The sequence below is a fragment of the Streptomyces sp. NPDC021749 genome, from assembly GCF_040640655.1.
In the GTDB taxonomy this organism is placed as follows: Bacteria; Actinomycetota; Actinomycetes; order Streptomycetales; family Streptomycetaceae; genus Streptomyces.
In genome coordinates, this window is the sequence record NZ_JBFACE010000005.1 from 107174 (window position 1) to 130235 (window position 23062).

General features: G+C 72.0%; 25 protein-coding genes, 1 pseudogene and 1 riboswitch. Of the genes and pseudogenes, 14 read left to right on the forward strand and 12 right to left on the reverse strand.

Annotated features, from left to right (window positions below):
* Positions 1-195: 195 nt before the first annotated feature.
* Positions 196-390 (reverse strand): hypothetical protein, encoded by a 195-nt coding sequence (locus tag AB0G35_RS06920; protein WP_360944887.1) that lies wholly within the window; start codon positions 388-390, stop codon positions 196-198.
* 498 nt (positions 391-888) lie between these two features.
* Here AB0G35_RS06920 and AB0G35_RS06925 point away from each other — a divergent pair, with 498 nt between their 5' ends.
* On the forward strand, positions 889-1725 hold the full coding sequence (locus tag AB0G35_RS06925) for a helix-turn-helix transcriptional regulator (RefSeq protein ID WP_360944890.1): 837 nt from the start codon (positions 889-891) through the stop codon (positions 1723-1725).
* Positions 1722-1931 carry a DUF397 domain-containing protein gene (locus AB0G35_RS06930; RefSeq protein WP_360944892.1) on the forward strand — a complete coding sequence of 70 codons (210 nt, stop codon included), beginning with the start codon at positions 1722-1724 and terminating at the stop codon, positions 1929-1931. Before AB0G35_RS06925 ends, AB0G35_RS06930 begins: the two co-directional genes overlap by 4 nt.
* Before the next feature lie 58 nt (positions 1932-1989).
* Here the strand turns inward: AB0G35_RS06930 and AB0G35_RS06935 are convergent, their stop codons facing one another.
* Entirely contained in the window at positions 1990-2355 is a 366-nt protein-coding gene (locus AB0G35_RS06935; RefSeq protein WP_360944895.1) for a hypothetical protein, read from the reverse strand.
* 267 nt (positions 2356-2622) lie between these two features.
* Here AB0G35_RS06935 and AB0G35_RS06940 point away from each other — a divergent pair, with 267 nt between their 5' ends.
* The 4 genes from AB0G35_RS06940 (at position 2623) to AB0G35_RS06955 (ending at position 6640) form a co-directional block, all read left to right on the forward strand.
* On the forward strand, positions 2623-3792 hold the full coding sequence (locus tag AB0G35_RS06940) for an energy-coupling factor ABC transporter permease (RefSeq protein WP_360944898.1): 1170 nt from the start codon (positions 2623-2625) through the stop codon (positions 3790-3792).
* 1 nt (position 3793) lies between these two features.
* Complete coding sequence (cbiQ, locus tag AB0G35_RS06945; protein WP_360944901.1) at positions 3794-4555, forward strand: cobalt ECF transporter T component CbiQ; 762 nt, start codon at positions 3794-3796, stop codon at positions 4553-4555.
* Entirely contained in the window at positions 4552-5328 is a 777-nt protein-coding gene (locus AB0G35_RS06950; protein WP_360944904.1) for an ABC transporter ATP-binding protein, read from the forward strand. The genes cbiQ and AB0G35_RS06950 overlap by 4 nt, the downstream gene beginning before the upstream one ends.
* Before the next feature lie 106 nt (positions 5329-5434).
* Complete coding sequence (locus AB0G35_RS06955; RefSeq protein WP_360944907.1) at positions 5435-6640, forward strand: serine hydrolase domain-containing protein; 1206 nt, start codon at positions 5435-5437, stop codon at positions 6638-6640.
* A gap of 179 nt (positions 6641-6819) precedes the next feature.
* On the opposite strand, the gene AB0G35_RS06960 is transcribed toward AB0G35_RS06955, so the two are convergent.
* The 3 genes from AB0G35_RS06960 to AB0G35_RS06970 all read right to left on the reverse strand — a co-directional run bounded on the left by AB0G35_RS06960 (position 6820) and on the right by AB0G35_RS06970 (position 11391).
* A complete protein-coding gene (locus tag AB0G35_RS06960; protein WP_360944910.1) occupies positions 6820-7671 on the reverse strand; it encodes a DMT family transporter in 852 nt (283 codons plus the stop codon).
* A 167-nt stretch (positions 7672-7838) separates the two neighbouring features.
* Positions 7839-9491, reverse strand: coding sequence for a penicillin-binding transpeptidase domain-containing protein (locus AB0G35_RS06965; RefSeq protein WP_360944913.1), 1653 nt, complete (start codon positions 9489-9491; stop codon positions 7839-7841).
* 160 nt (positions 9492-9651) lie between these two features.
* On the reverse strand, positions 9652-11391 hold the full coding sequence (locus AB0G35_RS06970; RefSeq protein WP_360944916.1) for a phospholipid carrier-dependent glycosyltransferase: 1740 nt from the start codon (positions 11389-11391) through the stop codon (positions 9652-9654).
* Positions 11392-11488: 97 nt separating this feature from the next.
* On the opposite strand from AB0G35_RS06970, the gene rsmI reads away from it, so the two are divergent.
* The 6 genes from rsmI (at position 11489) to AB0G35_RS07000 (ending at position 17093) form a co-directional block, all read left to right on the forward strand.
* On the forward strand, positions 11489-12346 hold the full coding sequence (gene rsmI, locus AB0G35_RS06975) for a 16S rRNA (cytidine(1402)-2'-O)-methyltransferase (RefSeq protein ID WP_360944919.1): 858 nt from the start codon (positions 11489-11491) through the stop codon (positions 12344-12346).
* A gap of 268 nt (positions 12347-12614) precedes the next feature.
* Positions 12615-13103: a hypothetical protein gene (locus tag AB0G35_RS06980; RefSeq protein ID WP_360944922.1), complete on the forward strand. Its 489-nt coding sequence runs from the start codon at positions 12615-12617 to the stop codon at positions 13101-13103.
* A gap of 32 nt (positions 13104-13135) precedes the next feature.
* Positions 13136-14011 (forward strand): TatD family hydrolase, encoded by an 876-nt coding sequence (locus tag AB0G35_RS06985; RefSeq protein ID WP_360944924.1) that lies wholly within the window; start codon positions 13136-13138, stop codon positions 14009-14011.
* 144 nt (positions 14012-14155) lie between these two features.
* Positions 14156-15313 carry a ubiquitin-like domain-containing protein gene (locus AB0G35_RS06990; RefSeq protein ID WP_360944927.1) on the forward strand — a complete coding sequence of 386 codons (1158 nt, stop codon included), beginning with the start codon at positions 14156-14158 and terminating at the stop codon, positions 15311-15313.
* The gene (gene rsmA, locus AB0G35_RS06995) at positions 15310-16188 is read left to right on the forward strand and encodes a 16S rRNA (adenine(1518)-N(6)/adenine(1519)-N(6))-dimethyltransferase RsmA (RefSeq protein WP_360944929.1); all 879 of its coding nucleotides are present in this window, start codon (positions 15310-15312) and stop codon (positions 16186-16188) included. The genes AB0G35_RS06990 and rsmA overlap by 4 nt, the downstream gene beginning before the upstream one ends.
* Positions 16185-17093 (forward strand): 4-(cytidine 5'-diphospho)-2-C-methyl-D-erythritol kinase, encoded by a 909-nt coding sequence (locus AB0G35_RS07000; protein ID WP_360944932.1) that lies wholly within the window; start codon positions 16185-16187, stop codon positions 17091-17093. Before rsmA ends, AB0G35_RS07000 begins: the two co-directional genes overlap by 4 nt.
* A gap of 31 nt (positions 17094-17124) precedes the next feature.
* On the opposite strand, the gene AB0G35_RS07005 is transcribed toward AB0G35_RS07000, so the two are convergent.
* Positions 17125-17514 carry a RidA family protein gene (locus AB0G35_RS07005; protein WP_360944935.1) on the reverse strand — a complete coding sequence of 130 codons (390 nt, stop codon included), beginning with the start codon at positions 17512-17514 and terminating at the stop codon, positions 17125-17127.
* 9 nt (positions 17515-17523) lie between these two features.
* The gene (locus tag AB0G35_RS07010; protein ID WP_360944938.1) at positions 17524-18333 is read right to left on the reverse strand and encodes an NAD(P)-dependent oxidoreductase; all 810 of its coding nucleotides are present in this window, start codon (positions 18331-18333) and stop codon (positions 17524-17526) included.
* A 49-nt stretch (positions 18334-18382) separates the two neighbouring features.
* Between AB0G35_RS07010 and AB0G35_RS07015 the strand changes: the two genes are divergently transcribed.
* Entirely contained in the window at positions 18383-19348 is a 966-nt protein-coding gene (locus AB0G35_RS07015) for a LysR family transcriptional regulator (RefSeq protein WP_360944941.1), read from the forward strand.
* On the opposite strand, the gene AB0G35_RS07020 is transcribed toward AB0G35_RS07015, so the two are convergent.
* The 4 genes and pseudogenes from AB0G35_RS07020 to AB0G35_RS07035 form a co-directional block, all read right to left on the reverse strand.
* A complete protein-coding gene (locus AB0G35_RS07020) occupies positions 19338-19730 on the reverse strand; it encodes an ACT domain-containing protein (protein WP_360945330.1) in 393 nt (130 codons plus the stop codon). The genes AB0G35_RS07015 and AB0G35_RS07020 overlap by 11 nt on opposite strands.
* 287 nt (positions 19731-20017) lie before the next feature.
* A riboswitch (guanidine-III (ykkC-III) riboswitch) is annotated at positions 20018-20087 on the reverse strand.
* 81 nt (positions 20088-20168) lie between these two features.
* Positions 20169-20270, reverse strand: a pseudogene (locus tag AB0G35_RS07025) (transposase); the annotation flags it as partial.
* Positions 20271-20459: 189 nt separating this feature from the next.
* Positions 20460-20678: a DUF397 domain-containing protein gene (locus tag AB0G35_RS07030; protein WP_360944944.1), complete on the reverse strand. Its 219-nt coding sequence runs from the start codon at positions 20676-20678 to the stop codon at positions 20460-20462.
* A complete protein-coding gene (locus tag AB0G35_RS07035) occupies positions 20614-21510 on the reverse strand; it encodes a helix-turn-helix transcriptional regulator (RefSeq protein WP_360944947.1) in 897 nt (298 codons plus the stop codon). Before AB0G35_RS07035 ends, AB0G35_RS07030 begins: the two co-directional genes overlap by 65 nt.
* A gap of 191 nt (positions 21511-21701) precedes the next feature.
* Here AB0G35_RS07035 and AB0G35_RS07040 point away from each other — a divergent pair, with 191 nt between their 5' ends.
* The gene (locus AB0G35_RS07040) at positions 21702-21917 is read left to right on the forward strand and encodes a hypothetical protein (RefSeq protein WP_360944950.1); all 216 of its coding nucleotides are present in this window, start codon (positions 21702-21704) and stop codon (positions 21915-21917) included.
* Positions 21918-22244: 327 nt separating this feature from the next.
* Here AB0G35_RS07040 and AB0G35_RS07045 read toward each other — a convergent pair whose 3' ends face one another.
* A complete protein-coding gene (locus AB0G35_RS07045) occupies positions 22245-23036 on the reverse strand; it encodes an alpha/beta hydrolase (RefSeq protein WP_360944953.1) in 792 nt (263 codons plus the stop codon).
* Between the last annotated feature and the right edge of the window lie 26 nt (positions 23037-23062).

A 23062-nucleotide genomic window follows, 5' to 3' on the forward strand; every position in this document is an offset into this window, starting at 1 on the left:
CTTGTTGACGGATGGTGTCTAACGGTGGTGCTGCCCTCCCTAGTGACCAGGGAGGGAGCTTCCACCGACGGTGGTGGGTTCCCTTCAGCGGGGATGAATGTCACGCCGTGGGACACGTAGGCGCGCTGGACCGGTGGCCTGCCGACCCGCTCTTCCCACTCGCCGGCGGCGGGACGGGGTGGCTGTGGCTGCTGCTCAGGCACGGTGGCCCTGCTCGTGGTGCCGGATCTTCTGGCTGGCGACGACGGCCACGGCGAACTCTCGGCGTTTGCGTGCCTCGTACCGCGTGGCGTCCAGTTCGGCGCACTTGGGGCAGCCGGGGACGGGGTCAGGGATGAGGTCGTCGTACGGACACGGGAGTTCTACGGGGTTCTCCTGGAAGCCGCTCACTGCCGCGCCCCCTGCATGATCTTCTGCACCAGCTGCTCAGTCTGACCGAACGACAGCCATGGCGGGATGATCCGATTGCCCCGCGTACCCCAGACGACACGCGACGGCGGCGCGACGATGCCTACCTCGCGGAGTGCGGCATCCAGCGCCCTCGCAACCTCGTACGTATCGGCCCAGAACACTCGGCCGCCCAGTACCTCGGTCAGCCCGATCCCCTGAGCGTCGCGAGTGCGGCGGGACGGATCCGGTGGCTCTTGACACCGGCAATCTCGTCACCAGCCGCGATAGATGGGGCGGGGTCAAGCCCGGCCAGGCGCAGCGCATCGTCCAGGCGCCGACTTAGCTCCAAGACGGCCTGCTGCGGCGTTCTGAGGGTGGGGGCAGACATGGTCAATCGCTCCTCTCCGTAGTGATTCCACTACTGGGGAGGTTCAGCGTGGCCCACGCCTGGGAAGCGTTCAACGTGTCAGCAAAGGATGGAAGGTCGACGAACGCACTGTGAACAAGAACGAGTTGAACCCGGACCGTAGCCCCCAGGCGGCCTTCGGAGCGCGTTTACGCAGCCTGCGGGAAGCGCGCGGCTGGACCCAAGAGGACCTTGCCGGCCGCACGGAGTATTCCAGCGTGCACGTTTCGGCCGTGGAAAATGGTCGGAAGCCCCCAACTCTCCGGTTTTCGCGTGGTATTGACCGGGCCTTCGGGATCGAGGGCACAGCAGACGCGTTCGAGCGTCAGTACCGAGAGATCAAACATGGCAACCTGCTGGAGGGCTTCCCGGAGTACGTCAAGTACGAGGGGCGGGCGGCAGAGATCCGGCTGTACGAAATCGGGATCATCCCCGGGCTGCTGCAGACACCGGAGTACGCGCGGGTACTGGCAGACAGCACCGTGCGGCGGGGGGCCATCACGCCCGAACAGGCAGAGGAACGCGTCTCGTTCCTGGCGGAGCGACAGGCGGCCTTGGAGCGGCCCCGCCGTCCCATGATGCTGGTGGTGATGGATGAGAGCTGCATTCGCAGACGGGTCGGCGGACCCGAGGTCATGAGCGCTCAACTTGATCGACTGGTGGAGTTCGCCGAGCTGCCGAACACCGTGCTCCAGATCGCCCCCTACGACATAGGGGAGCGTCGCCCGTTCAACCTCCCGATGAACCTGCTGACGATGTCGGACCTGTCCGTAATCGCGTACGCGGAATCCCAGATGCGCGGACACCTGGAACGCGATACGGCAGCGGTGCTCCCCCTGTTGACGGCCTACCATCAACTACAGGCCGAAGCGCTGTCGCAGGCGGCATCGGTGGCCATGATCCATGAGGTACGAAAGGGCACCCCGTGACGACCGAATCCCCTCGCTGGTTCAAGTCCTCCTACAGCGACAACGGCGGCAACTGCATCGAGGTTGCCACCAACCTCATCACCTCGCGTGGCGTGGTCCCCGTCCGTGACTCCAAGGCCCCGCATGGCCCAGTGCTCACCATCGAGACTGCCGCCTGGTCCTCGTTCGTGGTGGCCGTTCAGGCGGACCGCTTCGGCAATGCCTGACGGCTGCTGAGGCCCCGCCACTCCACCACCTTCGGAGCGGCGGGGCTTTCGCTGCTGATTACTTCAGCGATTTTTCGATCGCTTCAAAAATGTCCCCGTCAGTCTTCCTTTGCCACTCCGGCAGATCGCTCCAGTCCGCCACGTACCCGGGTTTCGGGTCCTCGAAGTGCTTGAACATCTGGGCCGTCCAGCATGTCGCGACGAACCGGCTCTTCTGCTCGGGTGTCAGTCGTGACGCGTGGCCGGCGCTCACGTCCAGCAGCTGGCGCACTTGCTCGTAGACGGCGCCGGCGGCCTGGCGCTCCCAGTCCGGGGTGTCCTCCCAAGGAGTCACGTAGCCGGGCTTCGGCTCGCCGGGGAAGTGCTCTCGCACGCCGGTGATCCATGCCTCACGGAACAGGCGCGCGCCTTCACTCTGTGACATGCGTCCCCTCTCGTCACGTGTGCTCTCTGCTGTGATGAGCCTTGCACTCCGTCGATGAACCTGGCGAACGCCGCCGCCGAGAAAGTGAGCACCGGCTGGCTTGTGCGCACCCTCGCGGCGGCGGGCGGGGACGGGATTCCGGAGGGGGACCGGTAGGGGCGCCCCTCCGTGCGCCCACGCCCGTCCCGCATTCAAGGCGCTCTTGCGACTTTGTTGCAGTAAGCCTCACCATTGGCTGGTTGCAGACCCTGAAGCGGAGAGCCTGAGATGCACGTACCCGATGGATTCATCAATGCGCCGGTGTCGGTGGCGGCCGGTGCGGTCGCTGCGGTGGCGGTTGCGGTCAGCCTGCGCGGGGCCCGGCGGGAGCTGGCGGGTGCGGGGCAGGGGGTCGGTGCGGGGGCGGAGCGGACGGCGCCGCTGGCCGGGCTGGTGGCGGCGTTCATCTTCGCCGTGCAGATGCTGAACTTCCCCGTGGCGGCCGGTACGAGTGGGCATCTGCTGGGCGGGGCGCTCGCGGCGATACTCGTCGGGCCGTACACCGGGGTGCTGTGCGTCTCGGTCGTGCTGCTCATGCAGGGTGTGCTCTTCGCGGACGGCGGGCTGACCGCGCTGGGCGTCAACATCACCGACATGGCGATCGTGACGACCGTGGTCGCCTACGGGATCTTCCGGCTGCTGGTGAAGGTGCTGCCGCGGCGGCGCAGCTCGGTGACCGTCGCTTCGTTCGTCGCGGCGCTGGTTTCGGTGCCCGCTGCTGCGATCGCCTTCACCGGGATCTACGCGCTCGGGGGGACCGCCGATGTGCCGATCGGGAAGGTCTTCGCCGCGATGGTCGGCGTGCATGTGTTGATCGGGATCGGTGAGGCGGTCATCACCGCACTGACGGTGGGTGCGGTGATCGCCGTACGGCCGGACCTGGTGTACGGGGCGCGGGGGCTTGCCAAGCCGCTGGAGCTGCGGACCTCGCCGCTGGCCCCGGAGGGCACCTCCAGCCCGGCGCCCGCTCCCGCCGCCACGGCCCCAGCCACCCCGCGCCGTTCCGTCCGTCGCGTCTGGCTGGCCGGGGTCGCGGCTGCCCTGGTGTGTGCGGGCGGTCTCAGCTACTACGCCTCCGCCAGCCCCGACGGTCTGGAGAAGGTCGCCCATGACCAGGGCATCGACGCCAAGACCCGGGACCACGCCACCAAGGACTCGCCGCTCGCCGACTACAGCGTCAAGGACATCACCGACCCGCGGCTGGCCGGCGGGCTCGCCGGGGTCATCGGGGTCGGCGCCACGCTGGCCGTCGGCACCGGCGTCTTCGTGGTCGTACGCCGCCGCAAGAACGCCGGGTCGGGCATGAACGCCGGGTCGGGCATCAACGCCGGCGCGGAGAAGGGCACCGGGGCCGCCAAGGACGCCGTGCCGGCCGCCGACGGCTCCGGGAGCGCCTGACATGGGCGCCGGCCACGCACACAAGCTCTACCGGCACGGGCACTCGCCCGTGCACGCGCTGCCCGCGCACTGCAAGATCGCCGCGGTCTTCTGCTTCGTCCTGATCGTCGTCTCCACCCCGCGCGAGGCGGTCTGGGCCTTCGGGCTCTACGCGCTGCTGATCGTGGCCGCCGCCGTGGCGGCCCGGGTCTCGGCCGGGTTTCTCCTCAAACGGCTGCTGATCGAGGTGCCGTTCGTCGCCTTCGCCGTGCTGATGCCGTTCGTCGCCGAGGGCCCGCGGATCCACGCCCTCGGGCTCAGCCTGAGCGAGTCCGGTCTCTGGGGCGCCTGGAACATCCTCGCCAAGGGGACGCTGGGCGTTGCCGCGTCCGTACTGCTCGCGGCCACCACCGAACTGCGCGAACTCCTCCTCGGCCTGCAGCGGCTCCGGATGCCGCCGCTGCTCGTGCAGATCGCCTCCTTCATGATCCGCTACGGCGACGTGATCACCGACGAGATGCGGCGGATGCGGATCGCCCGGCTCTCCCGCGGCTTCGAGGCCCGCGGCGTACGCCACTGGGGCGTGCTCGCCAAGTCCGCCGGAGCCCTGTTCATCCGCTCCTACGAGCGCGGCGAACGGGTCCACCTCGCCATGGTCAGCCGCGGCTACACCGGCACCATGCCCGTCATCGACGCCGTCACCGCCACCCGCACACAATGGACCCGCGCGGCCGCCCTCCCTCTGGCCGCGCTCGCCGTCTGCCTCCTGGGATGGACCCTTTGAGCACCGCACCACCCGCCGCCGCGCCCGCCCCCTCGCTCGCCGTCTCCGGCCTCGCCTACGCCTACCCCGATGGCCACCAGGCGCTCTTCGGCGTCGACCTGACCGTCGCCCGCGGCGAACGCGTCGCGCTGCTCGGCCCCAACGGCGCCGGAAAGACCACCCTCGTCCTGCACCTCAACGGGATCCTCGAAGCCGGCGCCGGCAGCGTCGCGGTGGCCGGGCTCCCGGTCGCCAAGCAGCACCTCGCGGAGATCCGCCGCCGGGTCGGCATCGTCTTCCAGGACCCCGACGACCAGCTGTTCATGCCCACCGTCCGCGAGGACGTCGCCTTCGGCCCGGCCGCCGCGGGCCTGCGCGGCGCCGAACTCGACGCCCGGGTCACCGAGGCGCTCGACCGGGTCGGCATGGCCGGCTTCGCCGACCGCCCGCCGCACCACCTCTCCTTCGGCCAGCGCCGCCGGGTGGCCGTCGCCACCGTCCTGGCCATGCGCCCGGAGATCCTCGTCCTGGACGAGCCGTCCTCCAACCTCGACCCGGCCTCCCGCCGCGAACTCGCCGACATCCTGCGGTCGTTGGACGTCACCGTGCTGATGGTCACCCACGACCTGCCGTACGCGCTGGAGCTGTGCCCGCGGTCCGTCGTGCTCTCCGGTGGCGTACTGGTCGCCGACGGCACCACCCAGGAGCTGCTGTGCGACGACGAGCTGATGCGCACCCACCGCCTGGAGCTGCCGTTCGGCTTCGACCCACGCTCGGTCACCGTCCCGCAGTGATGACGCCTCCGGGCACCGCTCCCATGTGACGAACGCCACGGGCCGAGGCCCTGGTCACCAGCACCGATCCGCGCGTTGCACCATTGATGGGTCACGAAAGCGACGGATGAGTGGGAAGCGGGAGTCAGTGGTGGACGTCCAGGGCACGGTCGAGGACGGCTTCGAGCCGGTCCGGGACGCCTTCATGGCCAACTTCGCGCGACGCGGAGAGCGGGGGGCGGCGGTCGCCGTCTACCGGCACGGGCGGAAGGTCGTCGACCTGTGGGGCGGTACGAAGGACGGTGACGGCGCGCCGGACGGCACGGCCGCGCCCTGGGAGGCCGGCACCGCCCAGGTGATCCGGTCCGCGACCAAGGGCATCGCCGCCGTCGTCCCGCTGCTGCTGCACCAGCGCGGACAGCTCGACCTGGACGCGCCGGTCGGCACGTACTGGCCGGAATTCAAGTCCGCGGGCAAGGAACGCGTCCTCGTCCGCCACCTGCTCTCCCACCGCGCCGGACTGCCCGTCCTCGACACCCCGCTCACCCCCGCCCAGGCCCTCGACGGCACCAGCGGACCCGCCGCGATCGCCGCCCAGGCCCCCGCCTGGGAGCCGGGCACGGACCACGGCTACCACGCCCAGACCTACAGCTGGCTGCTCGGTGAACTGGTGCTGCGGGTCACCGGCCGCACCCTCGGCACCTGGGTCGCCGAGGAGATATCCGGGCCGCTCGGCCTGGACCTGTGGATCGGCCTGCCGGACGCCGAACAGTCCCGGGCCGGCCGGCTGGCCCCCGTCACGCCCCCGGCGCCGCCCGCCGCCAGCGGCCTCCGCGTCCGCCCCAAGCGGGACGTCGCCGCGGCGTACGAGGACCCGGCCTCCCTCACGAGCCGGGCCTTCGCCGCGATCTCGCCGGCCCCCGACGAGAACGCCCCCGCCTTCCGCGCCGCCGAACTGCCCGCCTCGGCGGGCGTCGCCACGGCCCGGGCACTGGCCCGCTGTTACGCCGCGCTGATCGGCGCGGTCGACGGACACCCGCGGCTCTTCGCCCCCGCGACCCTCACCCTCGCCCGCACCGAGGAGTCCGCGGGCCCCGACCGCACGCTCCTGGTCTCCACCCGCTTCGGCCTCGGCTTCATGCTCCACGGCCCGGCCTCGCCGCTGCTCTCGCCCGGCTCCTTCGGCCACCCGGGCCGCGGCGGCGCGCTCGCCTGCGCGGACCCCGAGAGCGGGGTCGCCTTCGGCTACGTGACGAACGGGATGCAGCCGAACGTCACGGCGGATCCCCGTGCGCAGGCGCTGCTGCGAGCCGTCTCCCACGTCGTCGGCTGACCCGCCGGACCTCTTCTGTTTTCGTCTCCGGCGGGGGCGGGGTGAGGGCCAAAGGCCCGTACCCGGTGCCACCCACTTGGCGAGCGCTCCCCGGCCCGGACCCCCGCGCCCGCCGAAGGCGGAAGAACAGCGACCCCCACGGCGGGACAGCCGACGACGTGGGAGGCGGCCCCCGCGCCTCAGCCCGCGTACAGCATGAGGCCGATGCCGACGACCATGAGGCCCGCGGCGGCGATCCGCGGTGTGCCGAATCGTTCCTTGAAGAACAGGGCGCCGATGGCCGCGCCGACGATGATGGAGGACTCGCGGAGGGCGGCGACGGGGGCGAGGGGGGCGCGCGTCTGTGCCCACAGGACCAGGCCGTACGCGAGGACGGAGAGGACTCCGCCGGCCAGGCCGCGGGCCGCGAACGGGCGGAGGGCGGTGAGGAGTTGGCCCCGGTGGACGGCGAGGGCCCACAGGGGGATCACGAGGCCTTCGAGGATCATCAGCCAGGCGATGTAGCCCAGCGGCGTGCCGGCGGCGCGGACGCCGAGGCCGTCGACGGTGGTGTACGACGCGATGGACAGGCCGGTGGCGAGGGCCGCGATGATGGCCGGCCAGTGCGGCCGGGTGCCGGCGGCGCGGACGCCCCACAGGGCCACGCCGACCAGGCCCGCGGAGGCGAGGGCCACGCCCGCGAGGGCCCAGGGGCCGGGGATCTCGTGGACGAAGACGGCCGCGAGGACGGTGACGACGAGCGGGGCGCTGCCGCGGGCGATGGGGTACATCTGCCCGAAGTCGCCCAGCCGGAACGACCGCATGAGCAGGGCCTGGTAGACGATGTGCAGGACCGCGGAGGCCAGGAGGCAGGGCCAGGCGCCGGCGGCCGGCAGCGGGGTGGCGAGGGCGAGGACCGCGCCGCAGAGCGCGCCGCCGCCGCCGACCAGGGTGAAGGCGAGCAGCTGGTCACGTATGCCGTGGGCGATCGCGTTCCAGCTGGCGTGTGTCACGGCGGCCGCGAGGACGGCCGCGACGACCAGCGGGGTCACGAGGAACGCTCGCGCACGGCGAGGGCCCGGGCGAAGCGTGGGCGGGCGGGGGAGGGGGCGTCGGAGGCGGAAAGCGACATGGCCCGCACGCTAGCGAAAGCTGTACGGGCCATGCGACCGGGTTCCGGTGCGTGAGAGGGCCGCCCCGCGGGGCGGCCCCGGCGGGCTCAGCCGGCGGTGAGGATCGCGCGGACCACCGGGCCCGCGTTGGAGCCGCCGTGGCCGCTGGCCGGGACGACGGCCGCCGCGGCCAGGTCGTCGCGGTACGCGGTGAACCACGCGTTCGGCTTCTTCTGGTTGTCGACCTCGGCGGAGCCGGTCTTGGCGCCGATGTCACCGCTGACCCCGGACATCGCCTCGGCGGCCGTACCGGAGGTCGCGGTCAGCTTCATCAGCGACTTCAGCCCGCTGAGGGTGGCCGGCTTCATGGTGCGGGCGGCCTTGGCGAGCGTCCGGTTGTCCAGCGACGGGGCGACGATGTACGGCTGGTGGAACGAGCCGGCGCGGACCGTCGCGGCGAGCGTGGCGACGTTGAGCGGGTTCATCCGGACGCCGCCCTGGCCGATCAGCGAGGCCGCCATCTGGGCGTCGTGCTGCACCGGCACCGCGCCGTCGAAGGTGGGGATGCCGGTCTGCCAGTTCAGCCCGATGCCGAAGACGTCGCGGGCCTCGTTGGTCAGGTCGTCGTCGCTGAGGTCCTTGGCGTGCGAGATGAAGGCGTTGTTGCAGGACGCGGCGAAGCTCTGCGCGAAGGTGCCGTCCTTGATCTCGGACTTGTTGAGGTTCTGGAACTTCCAGCCGCCGACCGTGACGTACTTCGGGCACGGGTTCTTCTTGCCCGGCGAGGTCAGGCCCTTGTCCATCAGCATCGCCGAGGTGACGATCTTCATCGTCGAGCCGGGCGCCAGCGAGCCCTGGGTGGCCATGTTGAAGCCCTTGGCCGGGGAATTGGCGAGCGCCAGGATCTCGCCGGTGCTGGGCTTGATCGCGGCCGCGGAGGCGGACTTCTTGCCCTGGACGGCCTTCTCGGCCGCGGTCTGCAGCTTCGCGTCCAGGGTGGTCTTCAGCGTGCCGGGGGTCCCCTTGGAGAGCGTCTTCAGGGTCTTGTCGGGCTGCTGGTCGGCCGGCTTGGCGGCCTTGGCGCGCTTGATGTAGAGCTCCACGCCGGGCTTGCCGTCGGTCTTGTCGCCGTACTTGTCGCGCAGGCTGTCCAGGATCGCGGCGAGCGTCGGGTGCGCCTGGGGGGTCAGCTCCGCGCCGTGCCGGTCCACGGCCTTGATCGGCGGCGCCTCGGCCTCGCCGGTCCGCAGCTCGTCGCCCTTGGCCAGGCCCGGGTGCAGCACGGACGGCTGCCAGGCGATCACCGGCTTGCCGGTGGCCTTGTCCCGGTGGAGGCTCGCCGAGCCGCGGTACGAGTACGGCGCCTTGGTGCCCTTGTAGTCGATCTGCGCGGCGACGGTGTACGGGATCTTGTCGCCGGAGGGGGTGCCGGGCGTCACCGTCACCTTGGCGAACCCGGCCTGCTTGGCGAAGGACGCGAGCGCCGCCCGTGCGGTGTCCGGACTGTCGGTCAGCTTCGCGGCCTTGGCGGCGTCGCCGGACTGCCAGGCGGTCAGGAACTCCTGGCCGGCGGTCTGCACCTCCTTGGCGGAGAGCGGGCCGGTCGGCACCTTGGGCGCGTCGTCACCGGCCGCGGCGTCCGCGGACCGGACCTCCGCCGGCGCGTCGTCCGATCCGCCGAACAGCGTGAGGCCGCCCACGACTCCCGCCACCAGGGCCACCGATCCGCCGATCAGCCCGTACTTCACCTCACGGCGCATGCCACCGATTCCCTCCCAGAAGCCTCGTCCTTGAATACGCACACAAGAACGTGCCACGCACTCTAAGGGACACGGGAACAGCACCGAGTCTCGATCCGGGCACGGTCGGGTGACGCACTGTTGTAAGCCTGTAACGGAATCGTCGAACTCCGTGGGCCGCTCACACCCAGCTGTCGAACCACATCCGGTGGTGCCAGGCGCTCTTCGGGATGGGCAGACCGGTATAGAGGGGATAGAAGTAGACGAAGTTCCAGATGATGAGGAGCACCAGGACGCCGGCCCCCACGGCGCCGACGGTGCGGCGGCGCTCGGTCGCCCCCGGTGGGCCGATGATCGCGCCGATCATCATGGCCAGCGCCAGGCACAGGAACGGCACGAAAACGACGGCGTAGAAGAGGAAGATCGTCCGCTCCTGGTAGAGGAACCAGGGGAGGTAGCCGGCGGCGACCCCGCAGGCGATCGCGCCGGCCCGCCAGTCCCGCTTGAACAGCCAGCGGTACAGGACGTACAGCAGCGCGAAGCAGGACGCCCACCACAGCAGCGGGGTGCCCAGCGCCAGCACCTCGCGGGCGCAGCCCTCGGCCGCGGTGCAGCCGTCCTGGCCGAACCTGGGGTCCTCGTAGAAGTACGAGACCGGGCGGCCCAGGACCAGCCAGCTCCAGGGGTTGGACTGGTAGGTGTGCGGGGTGGTCAGCCCGGTGTGGAAGGCGTAGACCTCGGTCTGGTAGTGCCACAGGCTGCGCAGCCAGTCCGGCAGCCAGGTCCAGCCGGCCGCCCGGCCCTCCGGGGTGGTCGCCCAGTCGCGGTAGTAGCCGCCCTTGGTGGCGATCCAGCCGGTCCAGGACGCGAGGTAGGTGGCCAGGGCGACGACGACGGTGGCGCCGAATGCGGGCAGCACGTCGCGGCGCAGCGCCGAGCGGAACGGGCGCCGGGCGCCGGCCGTGCGCCGGGCCGCGACGTCCCAGAGGAACGACATCAGGGCGAACGCCGCGAGGAAATACAGCCCGTTCCACTTGGTGGCCGAGGCCAGGCCCAGGCAGAGGCCGGCCGCGATCCGCCAGGGCCGCCACCCCAGGCGGAGCCGGTCGCCGACACCGTCGTCCGGGCGGGCCACCCCGTCCGGGCTCACGGGGAGCGCCGCGGCGAGCCGGGCGCGGGTGCGGTCCCGGTCCACCAGCAGGCAGCCGAACGCGGCCACCACCCAGAACATCACGATCAGGTCGAGCAGCGCGGTGCGGCTCATCACGAAGTGCAGGCCGTCCACCGCCAGCAGGGTCCCGGCCAGGCAGCCCAGCGCCGTGGACCGCATCAGCCGCCGCCCGATCCGGCAGATCAGCAGCACCGAGAGGGTGCCGAGCAGCGCCACCGTGAACCGCCAGCCGAAGGGGTTCATCCCCAGCGCCCACTCGCCGGCCGCGATCAGCCACTTGCCCATCGGGGGGTGGACGACGTACGAGTGCTCCGGCGAGAGCAGGATCTGCGGCGGATGGGCCACCAGCGCGTCATTGGCGTTCTTGGCCCAGGTGCCCTCGTAGCCGTACTGCAGCAGCGACCAGGCGTCCTTGGGGTAGTACGTCTCGTCGAATATCACCTTCCGCGGGCTGCCGAGGTTCCAGAACCGCAGCACCCCCGCGAACAGTGCCACCAGCAGCGGGCCGCCCCAGCCCGACCAGCGCGCCAGCCGGTCCGCGACGTCCGGTCCGGCTCCGAACACCGCCCACAGCCGGCCGCCCGGCCGGGGATACGCGGGTACCAGCCGCGTCCGGACGTCGGCCGGCGGCGCGGCCGGATATCCGAATCGGCGCAGCCGCCGCTGCCAGACGGGGGGCTGCCGGGCCGGCTCCGGAGCGGCGTGCGCGGCGGCGTCGGTCGCGGTGGTGTCACTCGTCACCCGGCCCATCGTAGGGAAGCAGCCTGTGGACCGGTGGGGAGCGCCACCGGCGGATGCCCGGCCGGGGCGGGTCGGACGGCCCGCGGTGTCCTGGGAGGATGGGCGGGTGACTGGAGTGCTGGTACTTGCAGGGACGCCCATCGGCGACATCGCGGACGCGCCGCCGCGGCTCGCCGCCGAACTGGCTGCCGCCGAGGTGATCGCCGCCGAGGACACCCGGCGGCTGCGCCGGCTGACCCAGGCGCTGGACGTGACGCCCACCGGCCGGATCGTGTCGTACTTCGAGGGCAACGAGGCGGCCCGCACGCCCGAACTGGCCGACGCGCTGGCCGGCGGCGCCCGGGTGCTGCTGGTCACCGACGCCGGCATGCCGTCGGTCTCCGACCCGGGCTACCGGCTGGTGGCGGCGGCCGTCGAGCGCGGCATCAAGGTCACCGCCGTACCGGGCCCGAGCGCGGTGCTCACCGCGCTGGCCGTCTCCGGCCTGCCGGTGGACCGCTTCTGCTTCGAGGGCTTTCCGCCGCGCAAGGCCGGCGAACGGCGCTCCCGGCTGCGCGAGGTCGCCGACGAGCGGCGCACCCTGGTGTATTTCGAGGCGCCGCACCGGCTCGACGACACCCTCGCCGCGATGGCCGAGGTCTTCGGCGCGGACCGCCGGGCCGCGGTCTGCCGCGAGCTGACCAAGACGTACGAGGAGGTCAAGCGCGGGACGCTGGGCGAGCTGGCGACCTGGGCGGCCGAGGGCGTACGGGGCGAGATCACGATCGTCGTCGAGGGCGCCCCCGAGAGCGGGCCGCAGGAGCTGGCGCCCGAGGAGCTGGTGCGCCGGGTGCGGGTCCGCGAGGAGGCGGGGGAGCGGCGCAAGGAGGCCATCGCGGCGGTCGCGGCCGAGGCGGGGCTGCCCAAGCGGGAGGTCTTCGACGCGGTGGTCGCGGCGAAGAACGCGGAGAAGGGCGCCTCGTAGGAGGTCCGCACGGCGCGCTCACCGGCCACCCGAAAACCGGCCGCCGAAGAATAATGCGCAGGCCACGGAGAAAACCGACTCATCAGAAGGTAAATGACTGGCTGGAAAGGTAAAGCGCAGGCCGAGGCGTTGGGGTGATTTTCCTACCGTCGGCCAAATCTGGGCCAATACCGTCGAAGACCTGCTGCATTGCGCCACGGAAAGGCGTCCACTGGGGGAGGGACGAACCGTTCCCGAAGACCTTGTCCAGCGGACAAGAGGAGCGCACATGAGCGAGATCGCCAAGACCGCGAACGCCACCGGCGTCCACCCCATCCCCCAGCCCGAGCCCTCCGCCCACGAGGCGTACTCCTTCGCCTGCATGAAATGCGGATACGGCTGGGAGCAGGCGTACGAGATAGTCCACCAGCTCGACACCAAGGGCCGGGAACGGGTCGTCTACTACACCGACGGCGAGCGGGTGCCGTCCCCGCTGACCTGCCCCACCTGCCAGAGCTGCGGCAGCAACGTCGTACGCATCATGCGCTCCGGACAGGTCTCGATGGTCTCCCACGCGATCGCGAACATGCACCAGCGCCAGAACAGCGGCGAGAAGAGCCACAAGGGCGAGAAGCACGACAAGGACGAGAGGAACCAGAAGAAGGGGGCACCCGCCGCGGAGCGCACCGGCAGCACCGCCGAAGCGCCCCCGGAGACCGGCAAGCACCACTGGCACCTCTCCGACCTGCTGCACCCCTTCCAGCACCACCGCAGGTGAGGCCCGGCCGCGGTCCTCGTAGGATCGCGGCCATGGCACCGCAGGACAAGAACACCCCGCCGCCGCTGCCCGAACCCCTTCGGGTGGCGGTCGCGGACTCGCACACCCACCTGGACATGCAGGAGGGAACCGTCGACGAGGCGCTCGCCAAGGCGGCCTCCGTCGGCGTGACCACCGTCGTCCAGGTCGGCTGCGACATCAAGGGCTCGCAGTGGGCCGCCGAGACGGCCGCCGCGTACGACAGCGTCCACGCCACCGTCGCCCTGCACCCCAACGAGGCCCCGCGCATCGTCCTCGGCGACCCCGACGGATGGTCGAGGCAGGGTGCCCGCGAGCCGGGCGGCGACGCGGCGCTGGACGAGGCGCTCGCGGAGATCGACCGGCTCGCCGCCCTGCCCCAGGTCCGCGGCGTCGGCGAGACCGGCCTGGACTACTTCCGCACCGGCCCCGACGGCATGGCCGCCCAGGAGCGGTCCTTCCGCGCCCACATCGAGATCGCCAAACGGCACGGCAAGGCCCTGGTCATCCACGACCGCGAGGCCCACGAGGACGTGCTGCGGATCCTGCGCGAGGAGGGCGCCCCCGAGCGGACCGTCTTCCACTGCTACTCCGGTGACGCCGAGATGGCGAAGACCTGCGCGGCGGCCGGCTACTTCATGTCCTTCGCCGGCAACGTCACCTTCAAGAACGCCCAGCCGCTGCGCGACGCCCTCGCCGTCGCCCCGCCGGAACTCGTCCTGGTCGAGACCGACGCCCCCTTCCTCACGCCCGCCCCGTACCGCGGACGGGCCAACGCCCCCTACCTCATTCCGGTCACCCTGCGGGCGATGGCCGACGTCAAGGGGATGACCGAGGACGCCCTGGCGACGGCCGTCGCGGCCAACACGGCACGCGCCTTCGGGTACTGACCTCCGCGTCCCGCCCGCCGTCAGCACGGCGGGACGGGGCGTCCCCCGAAGTGGCCACTTTCCGTATTGAACCGACTTTGGAGAGTGACCACGGCTCGGCTACCCTCCGCCCGTCAACCGCATCCGTGGCATGTGGAGCGCGCCGTGAGTCTTCCGCAGAGCAGCAGCCACCGCGCCGCGCGCGGCCGTCGCAGACGCCGCGCCGAACGCCCCGAGGCCCTCCGCCGACTGCTGCCCCGGGCGGCGGTCGTCGCCCTCCTCGCCGGCGGCACCACCGCCTTCATCGCCCACGACAAGGCCGTCCGGCTCAGCGTCGACGGCACCCCCCGCACCCTGCACACCTTCGCCGACGACGTCGAGGACCTGCTCGCCGACGAAGAACTCGGCATCGGCGACCACGACATCGTCGCCCCCGACCCCGGCACCGCCCTGCACAGCGGCGACCAGGTCGTGGTCCGGCACGGCCGCCCGGTCCAGCTCACCATCGACGGCCGCCGCCACCAGGTGTGGACCACCGCCGAGACCGTCGCCGCCGCACTCCACCAACTCGGGGTCCGCGCCGAGGGCGCCTACCTCTCCACCTCCCGCTCCCGCCGCATCGAACGGCACGGGCTGGAACTCGCGGTCCGCACCGAACGCACCGTCGTCTTCGTCGCCGACGGCCGCGAACACCGCATCCGCACCAACGCCGCCACCGTCCGCGAGGCCCTCGCGGAAGCCGGTCTGGCCCTGCGCGACCACGACCGCACCTCCGTACCGCCGGACAGCTTCCCGCGCGAGGGCCAGACCGTCTCCGTGCTGCGGATCACCGGCGGCAAAGAGGTCCGCGAGGAGCCCGTCCCGTTCCGCACGGTCAAACGGGCCGACCCGCAGCTGACCCGCGGCACCGAGGCCGTCGTCCAGCAGGGGCGGCCCGGCGTGCGACGGGTCACCTACCGGCTGCGCACCGTCAACGGCGTCAAACAAAAACCGAAACGGCTGCACACCGAGATCGTCCGGGCACCCCGCCCGCAGATCGTGCACATCGGCACCAGACCACTGCCGCTCTCCGTACGCGGCGCCGACCACCTCGCCTGGGACGCACTGGCCAAGTGCGAGGCCGGCGGCCGGCCGGACTCCGTCGACTCCTCCGGCACCTACGGCGGGCTCTACCAGTTCGACGTCGCCACCTGGCACGCCCTCGGCGGCCGCGGCCGCCCCCAGGACGCCCCCGCCGAGGAACAGACCTACCGCGCCAAGAAGCTCTACATCAGCCGGGGGGCGAGCCCGTGGCCGGTGTGCGGCCGTAAGCTTCACGGGTGAGCAAGAGTACGACCGACGAGTCCGGCCCGCTGCTGGGTCCCGCCGACATCCGCGAACTGGCCGCGACGCTGGGCGTACGCCCCACCAAGCAGCGCGGCCAGAACTTCGTCATCGACGCCAACACCGTCCGCCGCATCGTGCGGACCGCCGATGTCCGGCCCGACGACGTCGTCGTCGAGATCGGCCCGGGGCTCGGGTCGCTGACCCTGGCGCTGCTGGAGACCGCCGACCGGGTCACCGCCGTCGAGATCGACGACGTCCTGGCGGCCGCGCTGCCGGCCACCGTCGCGGCCCGGCTGCCCGAGCGCGCCGACCGCTTCACGCTGGTCCACAGCGACGCCCTGCACGTCACCGAACTGCCCGGCCCGGCGCCCACCGCGCTGGTCGCCAACCTGCCCTACAACGTGGCGGTGCCGGTCCTCCTGCACATGCTCGCGGAGTTCCCCACCATCGACCGCACCCTGGTCATGGTCCAGTCCGAGGTCGCCGACCGGCTGGCCGCCCGCCCCGGCAACAAGGTCTACGGCGTGCCCTCGGTCAAGGCCAACTGGTACGCCGAGGTCAAGCGGGCCGGCGCCATCGGCCGCAACGTCTTCTGGCCCGCCCCCAACGTCGACTCCGGCCTGGTCTCCCTGGTCCGCCGCGAGCGGCCGGTGGACACCACGGCCAGCCGCGACGAAGTCTTCGCCGTCGTCGACGCCGCGTTCGCCCAGCGCCGCAAGACGCTGCGGGCCGCACTGTCCGGCTGGGCCGGCTCGGCCGCCGCGGCCGAGGCCGCCCTGGTCGCCGCCGGCATCTCGCCGCAGGCCCGCGGCGAGGCACTGACGGTCGAGGAATTCGCACGGATCGCGGAGAACCGGGAGGCGGGAAAGTGACGGCTGCGGCGACGGTGACGGTACGGGTCCCGGCGAAGGTCAACGTCCAGCTGGCGGTCGGCGCCGCCCGCCCCGACGGCTTCCACGACCTCGCGAACGTCTTCCTCGCGGTCGGCCTCCACGACGAGGTCACCGCCACCCCCGCGGACACCCTGCGGATCACCGCCGAGGGCCACGACGTCGACCAGATCCCGCTGGACCGGACGAACCTGGCCGCCCGCGCCGCCGAACTCCTCGCCGCCCGCTACGGCCGCAGCCCCGACGTCCACCTCCACATCACCAAGGACATCCCGGTCGCCGGCGGCATGGCCGGCGGCAGCGCCGATGCCGCGGGCGCCCTGCTGGCCTGCGACACCCTCTGGTCCACCGGCGCCTCCCGCGACGAACTCCTGGACATCTGCGCCGAGTTGGGCAGCGACGTGCCGTTCAGCCTGGTCGGCGGCGCGGCCCTGGGCCGGGGCCGCGGCGAGCTGCTGACCCCGCTGCCCGTCGGCGGCGCCTTCCACTGGGTCTTCGCGGTCGCCGACGGCGGACTGTCCACCCCGGCCGTCTACCGCGAGTTCGACCGGCTGACGGAGGGGACGGACGTGCCCGAGCCCGAGGCCGCCCCCGAGCTGCTCGCCGCCCTCGCGAGTGGTGACGCCGGAGCCCTCGCCGCAGCCCTGGCCAACGACCTCCAGCCGGCGGCGCTCTCCCTGCGCCCGACCCTGGCCGCCACCCTCGACGCCGGCACCACGGCCGGCGCCCTGGCCTCCCTGGTCTCCGGCTCGGGGCCGACCACCGCCTTCCTGGTCAAGGACGCGGCGTCGGCCGAGGCCGTGGCGGCCGCACTGCTGGCATCGGGCACCTGCCGGGCGGCACGGGTGGCGGACTCGCCGGCGGCGGGGGCCACGGTCCTCCCGTAGGGGACGTACGAACAGATCCCCTGGGGAAGGATCACCTGCCGGCCGGGACCGCCGCCACGATTTCGATCTCGACGAGGGCCTCCGGCCGGAACAGGCGCGGCACCTCGAAGGTCATGCTGGTCGGCGGGGTGCCGGTGAGGAAGGCCCGGCGTACGCCGCCGTACTCCTCGATCCTGCCGATGTCCGTGAGGTACGTCCGGATGTTGATGACGTCGGCCAGGGTGGCCCCGTGCGCCCCGAGCAGCGCGTCGAGCGCCTCGAACACACCCCGCGACTGCTCGGCGAGGGTGTCGCCCTCGGCGGTCTGGCCGGAGACGAACAGCAGGGCGCTGCCGTCGGCGTGTTCGACGCGGGCGACCTGGGAGTAGTAGGGGTTGAGGGGCTGGGGTGCGGAGGCTGGACTGTTCAGGGTGACGTTCACGAGGCTCCTTCAGGAAAGGCGGATACGGGCAGCGGCTGCGGAGATGTCCGCGTGTGCCAGGGCCGGGTCGGCGGCAGCCTCGCGGTAGTGGTCCAACACGGCCTCCAGGGCGGGCAGCCGGGCGGCCGCCGTGGCGAGGCCCAGATCCTTCACGGCGAGCGCCGTGCCGAAGTGCGCGCCCTCGGCGAAGGCCCGGGCGACGGCTCCCCCGACCGGGCTGCCGGCGAGGGCGGTGCGTGCGGTGGCCCCGTCCACGCCGAGTGAGTCCGCCAGGCGCAGGGCCTCGGCCACCAGGGCGACCCCGCCGGTCATCGCCGCGTTGAGGACGAGCTTGAGGGCGGCGCCGGAGCCGAGGGGGCCGGTGCGGGTGATCCTGCCGAGCCGCCCGAGGATGTGCTCCACGCCGTCCGTGTCACCGCCGGCGAGGATGCCCAGCTCCCCGGCCGCCGCCTTGTCCGTGCTGCCCAGGACGGGCGCGTCGACGAGGGCGACGCCTCTCCCGAGCCGGGCGGCGAGTTCCCGTACGGCGTCCGGGCCCACCGTCGACATCTCGATCCACCGGGTGCCGGGGCGCAGGGCCGGCACGACGGCGTCCGCGACCGCGTCGAGCGCGGTCGGGTCGGCGAGCATCGTGATCACCGCGTCGGCCTCGCGGACCGCCCCCGCCGGGTCGGTGGCGAGCGCGGCGCCCTCGGCGACCAGCGGCCCGGCCTTCGCGCCGGTGCGGTTCCACACGGTCAACGGGTGACCTGCGGTGAGAAGTCGGCGGGCCATGGGGGCGCCCATGCGTCCGAGGCCCAGGAACGCGATCTGCTCCATGACGTTGACGCTAGGCGGGCCCATGTCATGCGACAAGCGAATGTCTAGCATGGCTGCCATCCCCAACTCGCATGATCCGGCCGGGACTCCGGATGTCTCCACCGTCTGGCTGCGCGTCTTCCTGGAGGTCGCCCGGCACGGTTCGTTCACCGTGGCCGCGCGGACGCTCGGCTGGACCCAGTCCGCGGTCTCCCGGCAGGTCGCCTCGCTGGAGGCGGCGCTGGGCGGCGGTCCGCTGTTCGACCGGCTGCCGCGCGGGGTAGGGCTCACGGAGGCCGGCCGGGCCCTCGTCCCGCACGCCGAGGCGGTCGCCCAGGCCCTGCACGACGCCGGGCAGGAGCTGTCGGCACTGCGCCAAGTGGCGGGCGGACGGCTGCGGTTCGGGGCGTTCGCCACGGCGGACGCGGCGCTCGTGCCGCACGCCCTTGCCGCGTTCCGCGCCCGCCACCCCCGCGTCCGGCTGTCCCGCGAGGAGGGGCTCACCCCTGCGCTCCTGGACCGGCTGGCCGCCGGCCACCTCGACCTGGCGGTCGTCTCGACGACGGGACGGGCGCCGCTGGAGTCGTACGAACTGCACCACCTGCTCGACGAGCCGCTGTACGTCGCCGTCCCCGCGGACCATCCCCTCGCCACCCGCGGGGGCCCGGTACGGCTCGGCCAACTCGCCGACGCCGACTGGATATCCGGCAGCTCGCGCCCCGAGGGGACCCTGCTGGACGCCGCCCTGCGCCAGGGCTTCAGGCCGCGCATCGCGCATGTCGTCAGCGAATGGACGGCCAAGCAGGGGTACGTCGCCGCCGGTCTCGGCGTCACCCTGGTGCCCGCCCTGGCCGCCGAGTCCGTACGCCCGGACATCGCCCTGCTACCGGTCCCCGACGAGGACATCCCGGCGCGGGCGGTGTACGCCGCCACGGCCCGGGGCCGGTCCCTGACCCCGTCTGCCGGGGCCTTCCTCACAGCGCTGCGGGAGGCGACGGCTCACATCCCCGCCCGCCAGAGGTCCGTCAGTGGGTGAGCTGCTCCAGGGCGGCCAGGGCCCGGTGGGCGTCGGCGTGGGGGACGAACAGGTGGTCGTGGTGGAAGCCGGCGACCACGTTGCAGCTGAGCCCGGCCTGGGCGAGGGCCTCGGCGAAGACCGCCGTGAGGCCGACCGCCTCAAGCGAGGAGTGCACGCGCAAGGTGAGCCAGCTGGCGATGTAGTCGTAGGCCAGGCCGGCCCGGTCGGCATCCTGTCTGTGCAGGACGAGGGTCAGTCCCTCCTCCTCGGCGACGGTGACGACGGGGCGGACGCCGGCGGGAATGCGGCCGTCGGGGGCGACGGTGAACACGTACTCCCCGGGGTTGAGCTGCGGGCTCATTCCGGCGAGCAGCTTGCGAAGGTCTTTCTCTCCTGCCATGGGGATCTCCTCGGGAGTCAGGCGGGTGTCGGGACGGTCCGCTGTGCGCAGGCACACGGCGGTCAGGGAAGCGGCGGACACAAGGGCCCAGGTGCCCTCCAGCATCAGGAAGCCCCAGGACCTCTGGCGCAATGCGAGCACCGCGAGGGTCGCCGAGCCCACGAGGTTCAGCGACAGGGCGGTGGGTGAGTCCGGGCGCAGGCGCCGGGTCTGACCGGCGACGAAGGCGATCAGGATGAGGAGGGAACCAGCGATTTCGACGAGATCGATGCGATGCATGGGTGCGCTGCGAGCCGTCTTTGCTGGGCCGGGTACGGCAACGCTCTCGTCCGGGGCAACGCCGGAACGGCGTCACCGCCGCGTACTCTAGCCCAGACGGCGCATACCTGACTCAGCCGGATGGCAGGAGCCGACGGCAGTTCTCATTCCAGTGCCGCATCAGGCGACGTTCGCCCGGTCGACCACGTTGCGTAGGCGTTCGTCGGCGGTGTGTTTGTTCCGTCAGACGATGTAGCGGCGGATCATGCCGCGCTGCTCCCTGACCACCAGGCGCGACACCGGGTCGGCGACCAAGGAGTCGGCCAGCTTGGCCAGGCTCCAGCCCGAAAACGGCAGACCGTGCTCGGCCGGCCTGGACCTTGGCGATCTTCTTGACCCCCTGCGGGGCCACGACGCGTCGGCGGGTCGGCGGCGGGCGCGATTCCCGCAGACGCCGCCCGCCCACGTGTCTCAAGTCCCGTGCAGTGCAGCGTCCTTGACGGCGCCGATGAACGACGACCAGGCCGTGGCGGGAAAGATTATGGCTGGCCCGTGCGGGTCCTTGGAGTCGCGGACGGGGACGATGCCGGGGAGGCCGTCGACGACCTCGACGCAGGAGCCGCCGTCACCATTGCTGTGGCTGCTCTTGCGCCAGTGAGCTGCGCTCAAGTCCAGGTGACTGCTTGCCATTTCGGTAGTCCTCCGCTGCCTGCTCGATCAACTTCAGAGACGCCTTCGGGGACAGGGCGGCGGCCCTGAGCCGATCGTATGCCTTGGCGTACTGTCGTACGATTCCAGGGTCATCGATGATGTGTCCGCTGTACATCCCCTCCGTGTACACGAGTGGCGGGGCGTCGCTGAAGCTCAGGATCTTGGTCATGCCCATCGTGAAGGGATGGACACCCGCATTCCACGGGAGGATTTGTGGAATGAAGCGGTGGTGCCGGGAGACGTCGAGAAGGTGGGCGAGTTGCTCGGCCATCTCGTCGGGGTCGAGAAGCGGCCGCCGCAGCACCAACTCGCTCATGATCAGCCAGTTCTCCGGGCTCTTGGGGTGCTGGTACAGCCAAGCGCGCTCCTGCCGGGCGGACAGCTTCTCCGCCACCTGCTCCTCTGGTGCGCATGGGTATGCCTGGCGAATGACCGCGCGGATGTACGGCTCAAGTTGCAGGGCGCCGGGGATCAGATCAGGAGCCCACTCCTCGACGTCTTGGGCACGCTCCTCCAACTCAAGGATTGCGGCGTAGTAGTCGGCGTGCCCCTTGTTCTTCGCCCTCCGCACGTCCTCGCAGCAGCGGCTGAAGAAGCCGTCCGTCTTGAGCACCTTGTCCACGTGCTCAGCCAGCTCCGGCGGCATGCGCCGTTCGCCGCGTTCGATCTCGCTGAGGTGGCTCTGCCCGAAGAAGCTGCCCTCGACCAACTGCTGGAGGGTGAGCCCGGCCAGCTCCCGCTGGTAGCGCAGTTCCTTGCCGTAGAAGGTGGGGACTCCGGCCGAGCCGTCGATGTCCTTACGTCGCGCCACGGTTCACCGCCGTACGTGTAGCTGATGCGCAGTCGTTGCGGGCGAGCCCCGGCGGTTCCCCGCATTTCCACAGCTCAACGCCGTGCATTCCCGACGCCGCGATCGGGAGCCCAACCCCCTTTCACGCTACGCCGCGTGACGTCACTGTGTGAGTGGTTCGTTGCCATGCGTACAGGAAGGTTCAGGGTTCCATGCCCCTTCACGACTCCACCCCCGACGACGTGCACGACAGCGCCGAGGAACTGCGTACCGCGCTCAAGGACAACGGCATCACGCTGCCCTCGCTCGGCGTCGATCTGCCCGGCTTCGCGGGCGGCTACGGCGTCCCGCTCGTCGCCCTCGGTAACTGCAACGCGGCCACGGCCCGCAAGCTCGCCGGCGTTCTGCGGAAGGCGGCCGCCCTGTGACGCACGCGGAACCCGGCGGCCGGCGCCGCCTCGTCCGGGCTGCCCGAGTGCCGCCCGGCCTGCTCCCGCTGTGCGGCGAGGGCAGCCAGCTCGTCCGGCCGTACGCGTGGGGGGCGGAGGCGGGGCAGGGCCCTGCGGATCACGACGCCAGACGGCGGGAGTTGGCGGAGTCCGTGCGGAGGCTCAATGCATGGTCGTCCGGCGGGGGCGGGCGAGGGTGACCTGAGGGCTTGTTACAGCTCATCGATCGCGGTCAGATCGAAGTCGACGGCGTAGGGCTTGTCGACCTTGATCCGGTCGCGGTAACGGCGAATCCCGATCACGCCATCACGAAGAGTGACCGCTCCGGTGCGCGTCGCCCCCGGCTGCTGCCAGTACTCCCGCCACCAGTTCTCCCGCTGCCACCGCGGGCCCGGCGCCGGTCGGGACGCAGCGGTCGGTCGCCGGGTCGTACTCGGTCATGATCACACCCGCGTGGTCGGTCGCCGGCTCCTCCAGCGTCACCGGACGCCCCGCGGTGCGCAGCGCGTCCGCCAGGTCGCGGGAGTACGAGGGCGCCACGATCGTGTCGCGGCTGCCGTGCACGAGATGCACCGGGACGGCCGGGTCCCGGCCCTCGGTGAGATCGGCGAGATCGGCGAGCGGGGCCGTGCCGGTGGTGCGTGCCGGCAGGTCGTACCGGCCGGCGATCCCGGCCACCGCGGCCGGCCGCCACCCGTCCGACAGCTCGGGCCGCAGCGCCACACCCAGCGCCGCCCCGGCCCCCGCGGACCAGCCGGCCAGCACCACCGACTCCCCGTCGCCGCCCAGCCCGGCCGCTTCCTTACGGGTGAAGGCCAGCGACGCGAGCAGCTGCGACCGGCCGCCGTCCGCCGCGTCCGACCGCCAGTCCGGGACCAGGACCAGAAGCCCGCGGGCCGCGGCGGTGCGGGCCAGGGGCGCCAGGACGTCCCGCTCGTCCGGGCCGATGCCGTGCCACAGCAGCACGGTCGGCAGCGGTCCGGCCGCCCCCGCCGGACGGTAGAGATCCAGCTGCTTGCCGTCCGGGCCGTAGACCAGCCCGCGTTCGGTCTCCACGGCCGTGCCCGCGCCAGGTGCCTCGGAATTCCCGGAAGTCATGGTGATCACGCTATCCAACCCGGCCG

Excerpts from the sequence above, each read along its gene's own strand:
- AB0G35_RS06935 (WP_360944895.1), bottom strand. The coding sequence starts at position 2,355 with ATGTCACAGAGTGAAGGCGCGCGCCTGTTCCGTGAGGCATGGATCACC.
- AB0G35_RS06940 (WP_360944898.1), top strand. The coding sequence starts at position 2,623 with ATGCACGTACCCGATGGATTCATCAATGCGCCGGTGTCGGTGGCGGCC.
- cbiQ (WP_360944901.1), top strand. The coding sequence starts at position 3,794 with ATGGGCGCCGGCCACGCACACAAGCTCTACCGGCACGGGCACTCGCCC.
- AB0G35_RS06955 (WP_360944907.1), top strand. The coding sequence starts at position 5,435 with ATGAGTGGGAAGCGGGAGTCAGTGGTGGACGTCCAGGGCACGGTCGAG.
- AB0G35_RS06965 (WP_360944913.1), bottom strand. The coding sequence starts at position 9,491 with ATGCGCCGTGAGGTGAAGTACGGGCTGATCGGCGGATCGGTGGCCCTG.
- AB0G35_RS06970 (WP_360944916.1), bottom strand. The coding sequence starts at position 11,391 with ATGGGCCGGGTGACGAGTGACACCACCGCGACCGACGCCGCCGCGCAC.
- AB0G35_RS06980 (WP_360944922.1), top strand. The coding sequence starts at position 12,615 with ATGAGCGAGATCGCCAAGACCGCGAACGCCACCGGCGTCCACCCCATC.
- AB0G35_RS06985 (WP_360944924.1), top strand. The coding sequence starts at position 13,136 with ATGGCACCGCAGGACAAGAACACCCCGCCGCCGCTGCCCGAACCCCTT.
- AB0G35_RS07010 (WP_360944938.1), bottom strand. The coding sequence starts at position 18,333 with ATGGAGCAGATCGCGTTCCTGGGCCTCGGACGCATGGGCGCCCCCATG.
- AB0G35_RS07015 (WP_360944941.1), top strand. The coding sequence starts at position 18,383 with ATGGCTGCCATCCCCAACTCGCATGATCCGGCCGGGACTCCGGATGTC.
- AB0G35_RS07020 (WP_360945330.1), bottom strand. The coding sequence starts at position 19,730 with ATGGCAGGAGAGAAAGACCTTCGCAAGCTGCTCGCCGGAATGAGCCCG.
- AB0G35_RS07030 (WP_360944944.1), bottom strand. The coding sequence starts at position 20,678 with ATGGCAAGCAGTCACCTGGACTTGAGCGCAGCTCACTGGCGCAAGAGC.
- AB0G35_RS07040 (WP_360944950.1), top strand. The coding sequence starts at position 21,702 with ATGCCCCTTCACGACTCCACCCCCGACGACGTGCACGACAGCGCCGAG.
- AB0G35_RS07045 (WP_360944953.1), bottom strand. The coding sequence starts at position 23,036 with ATGACTTCCGGGAATTCCGAGGCACCTGGCGCGGGCACGGCCGTGGAG.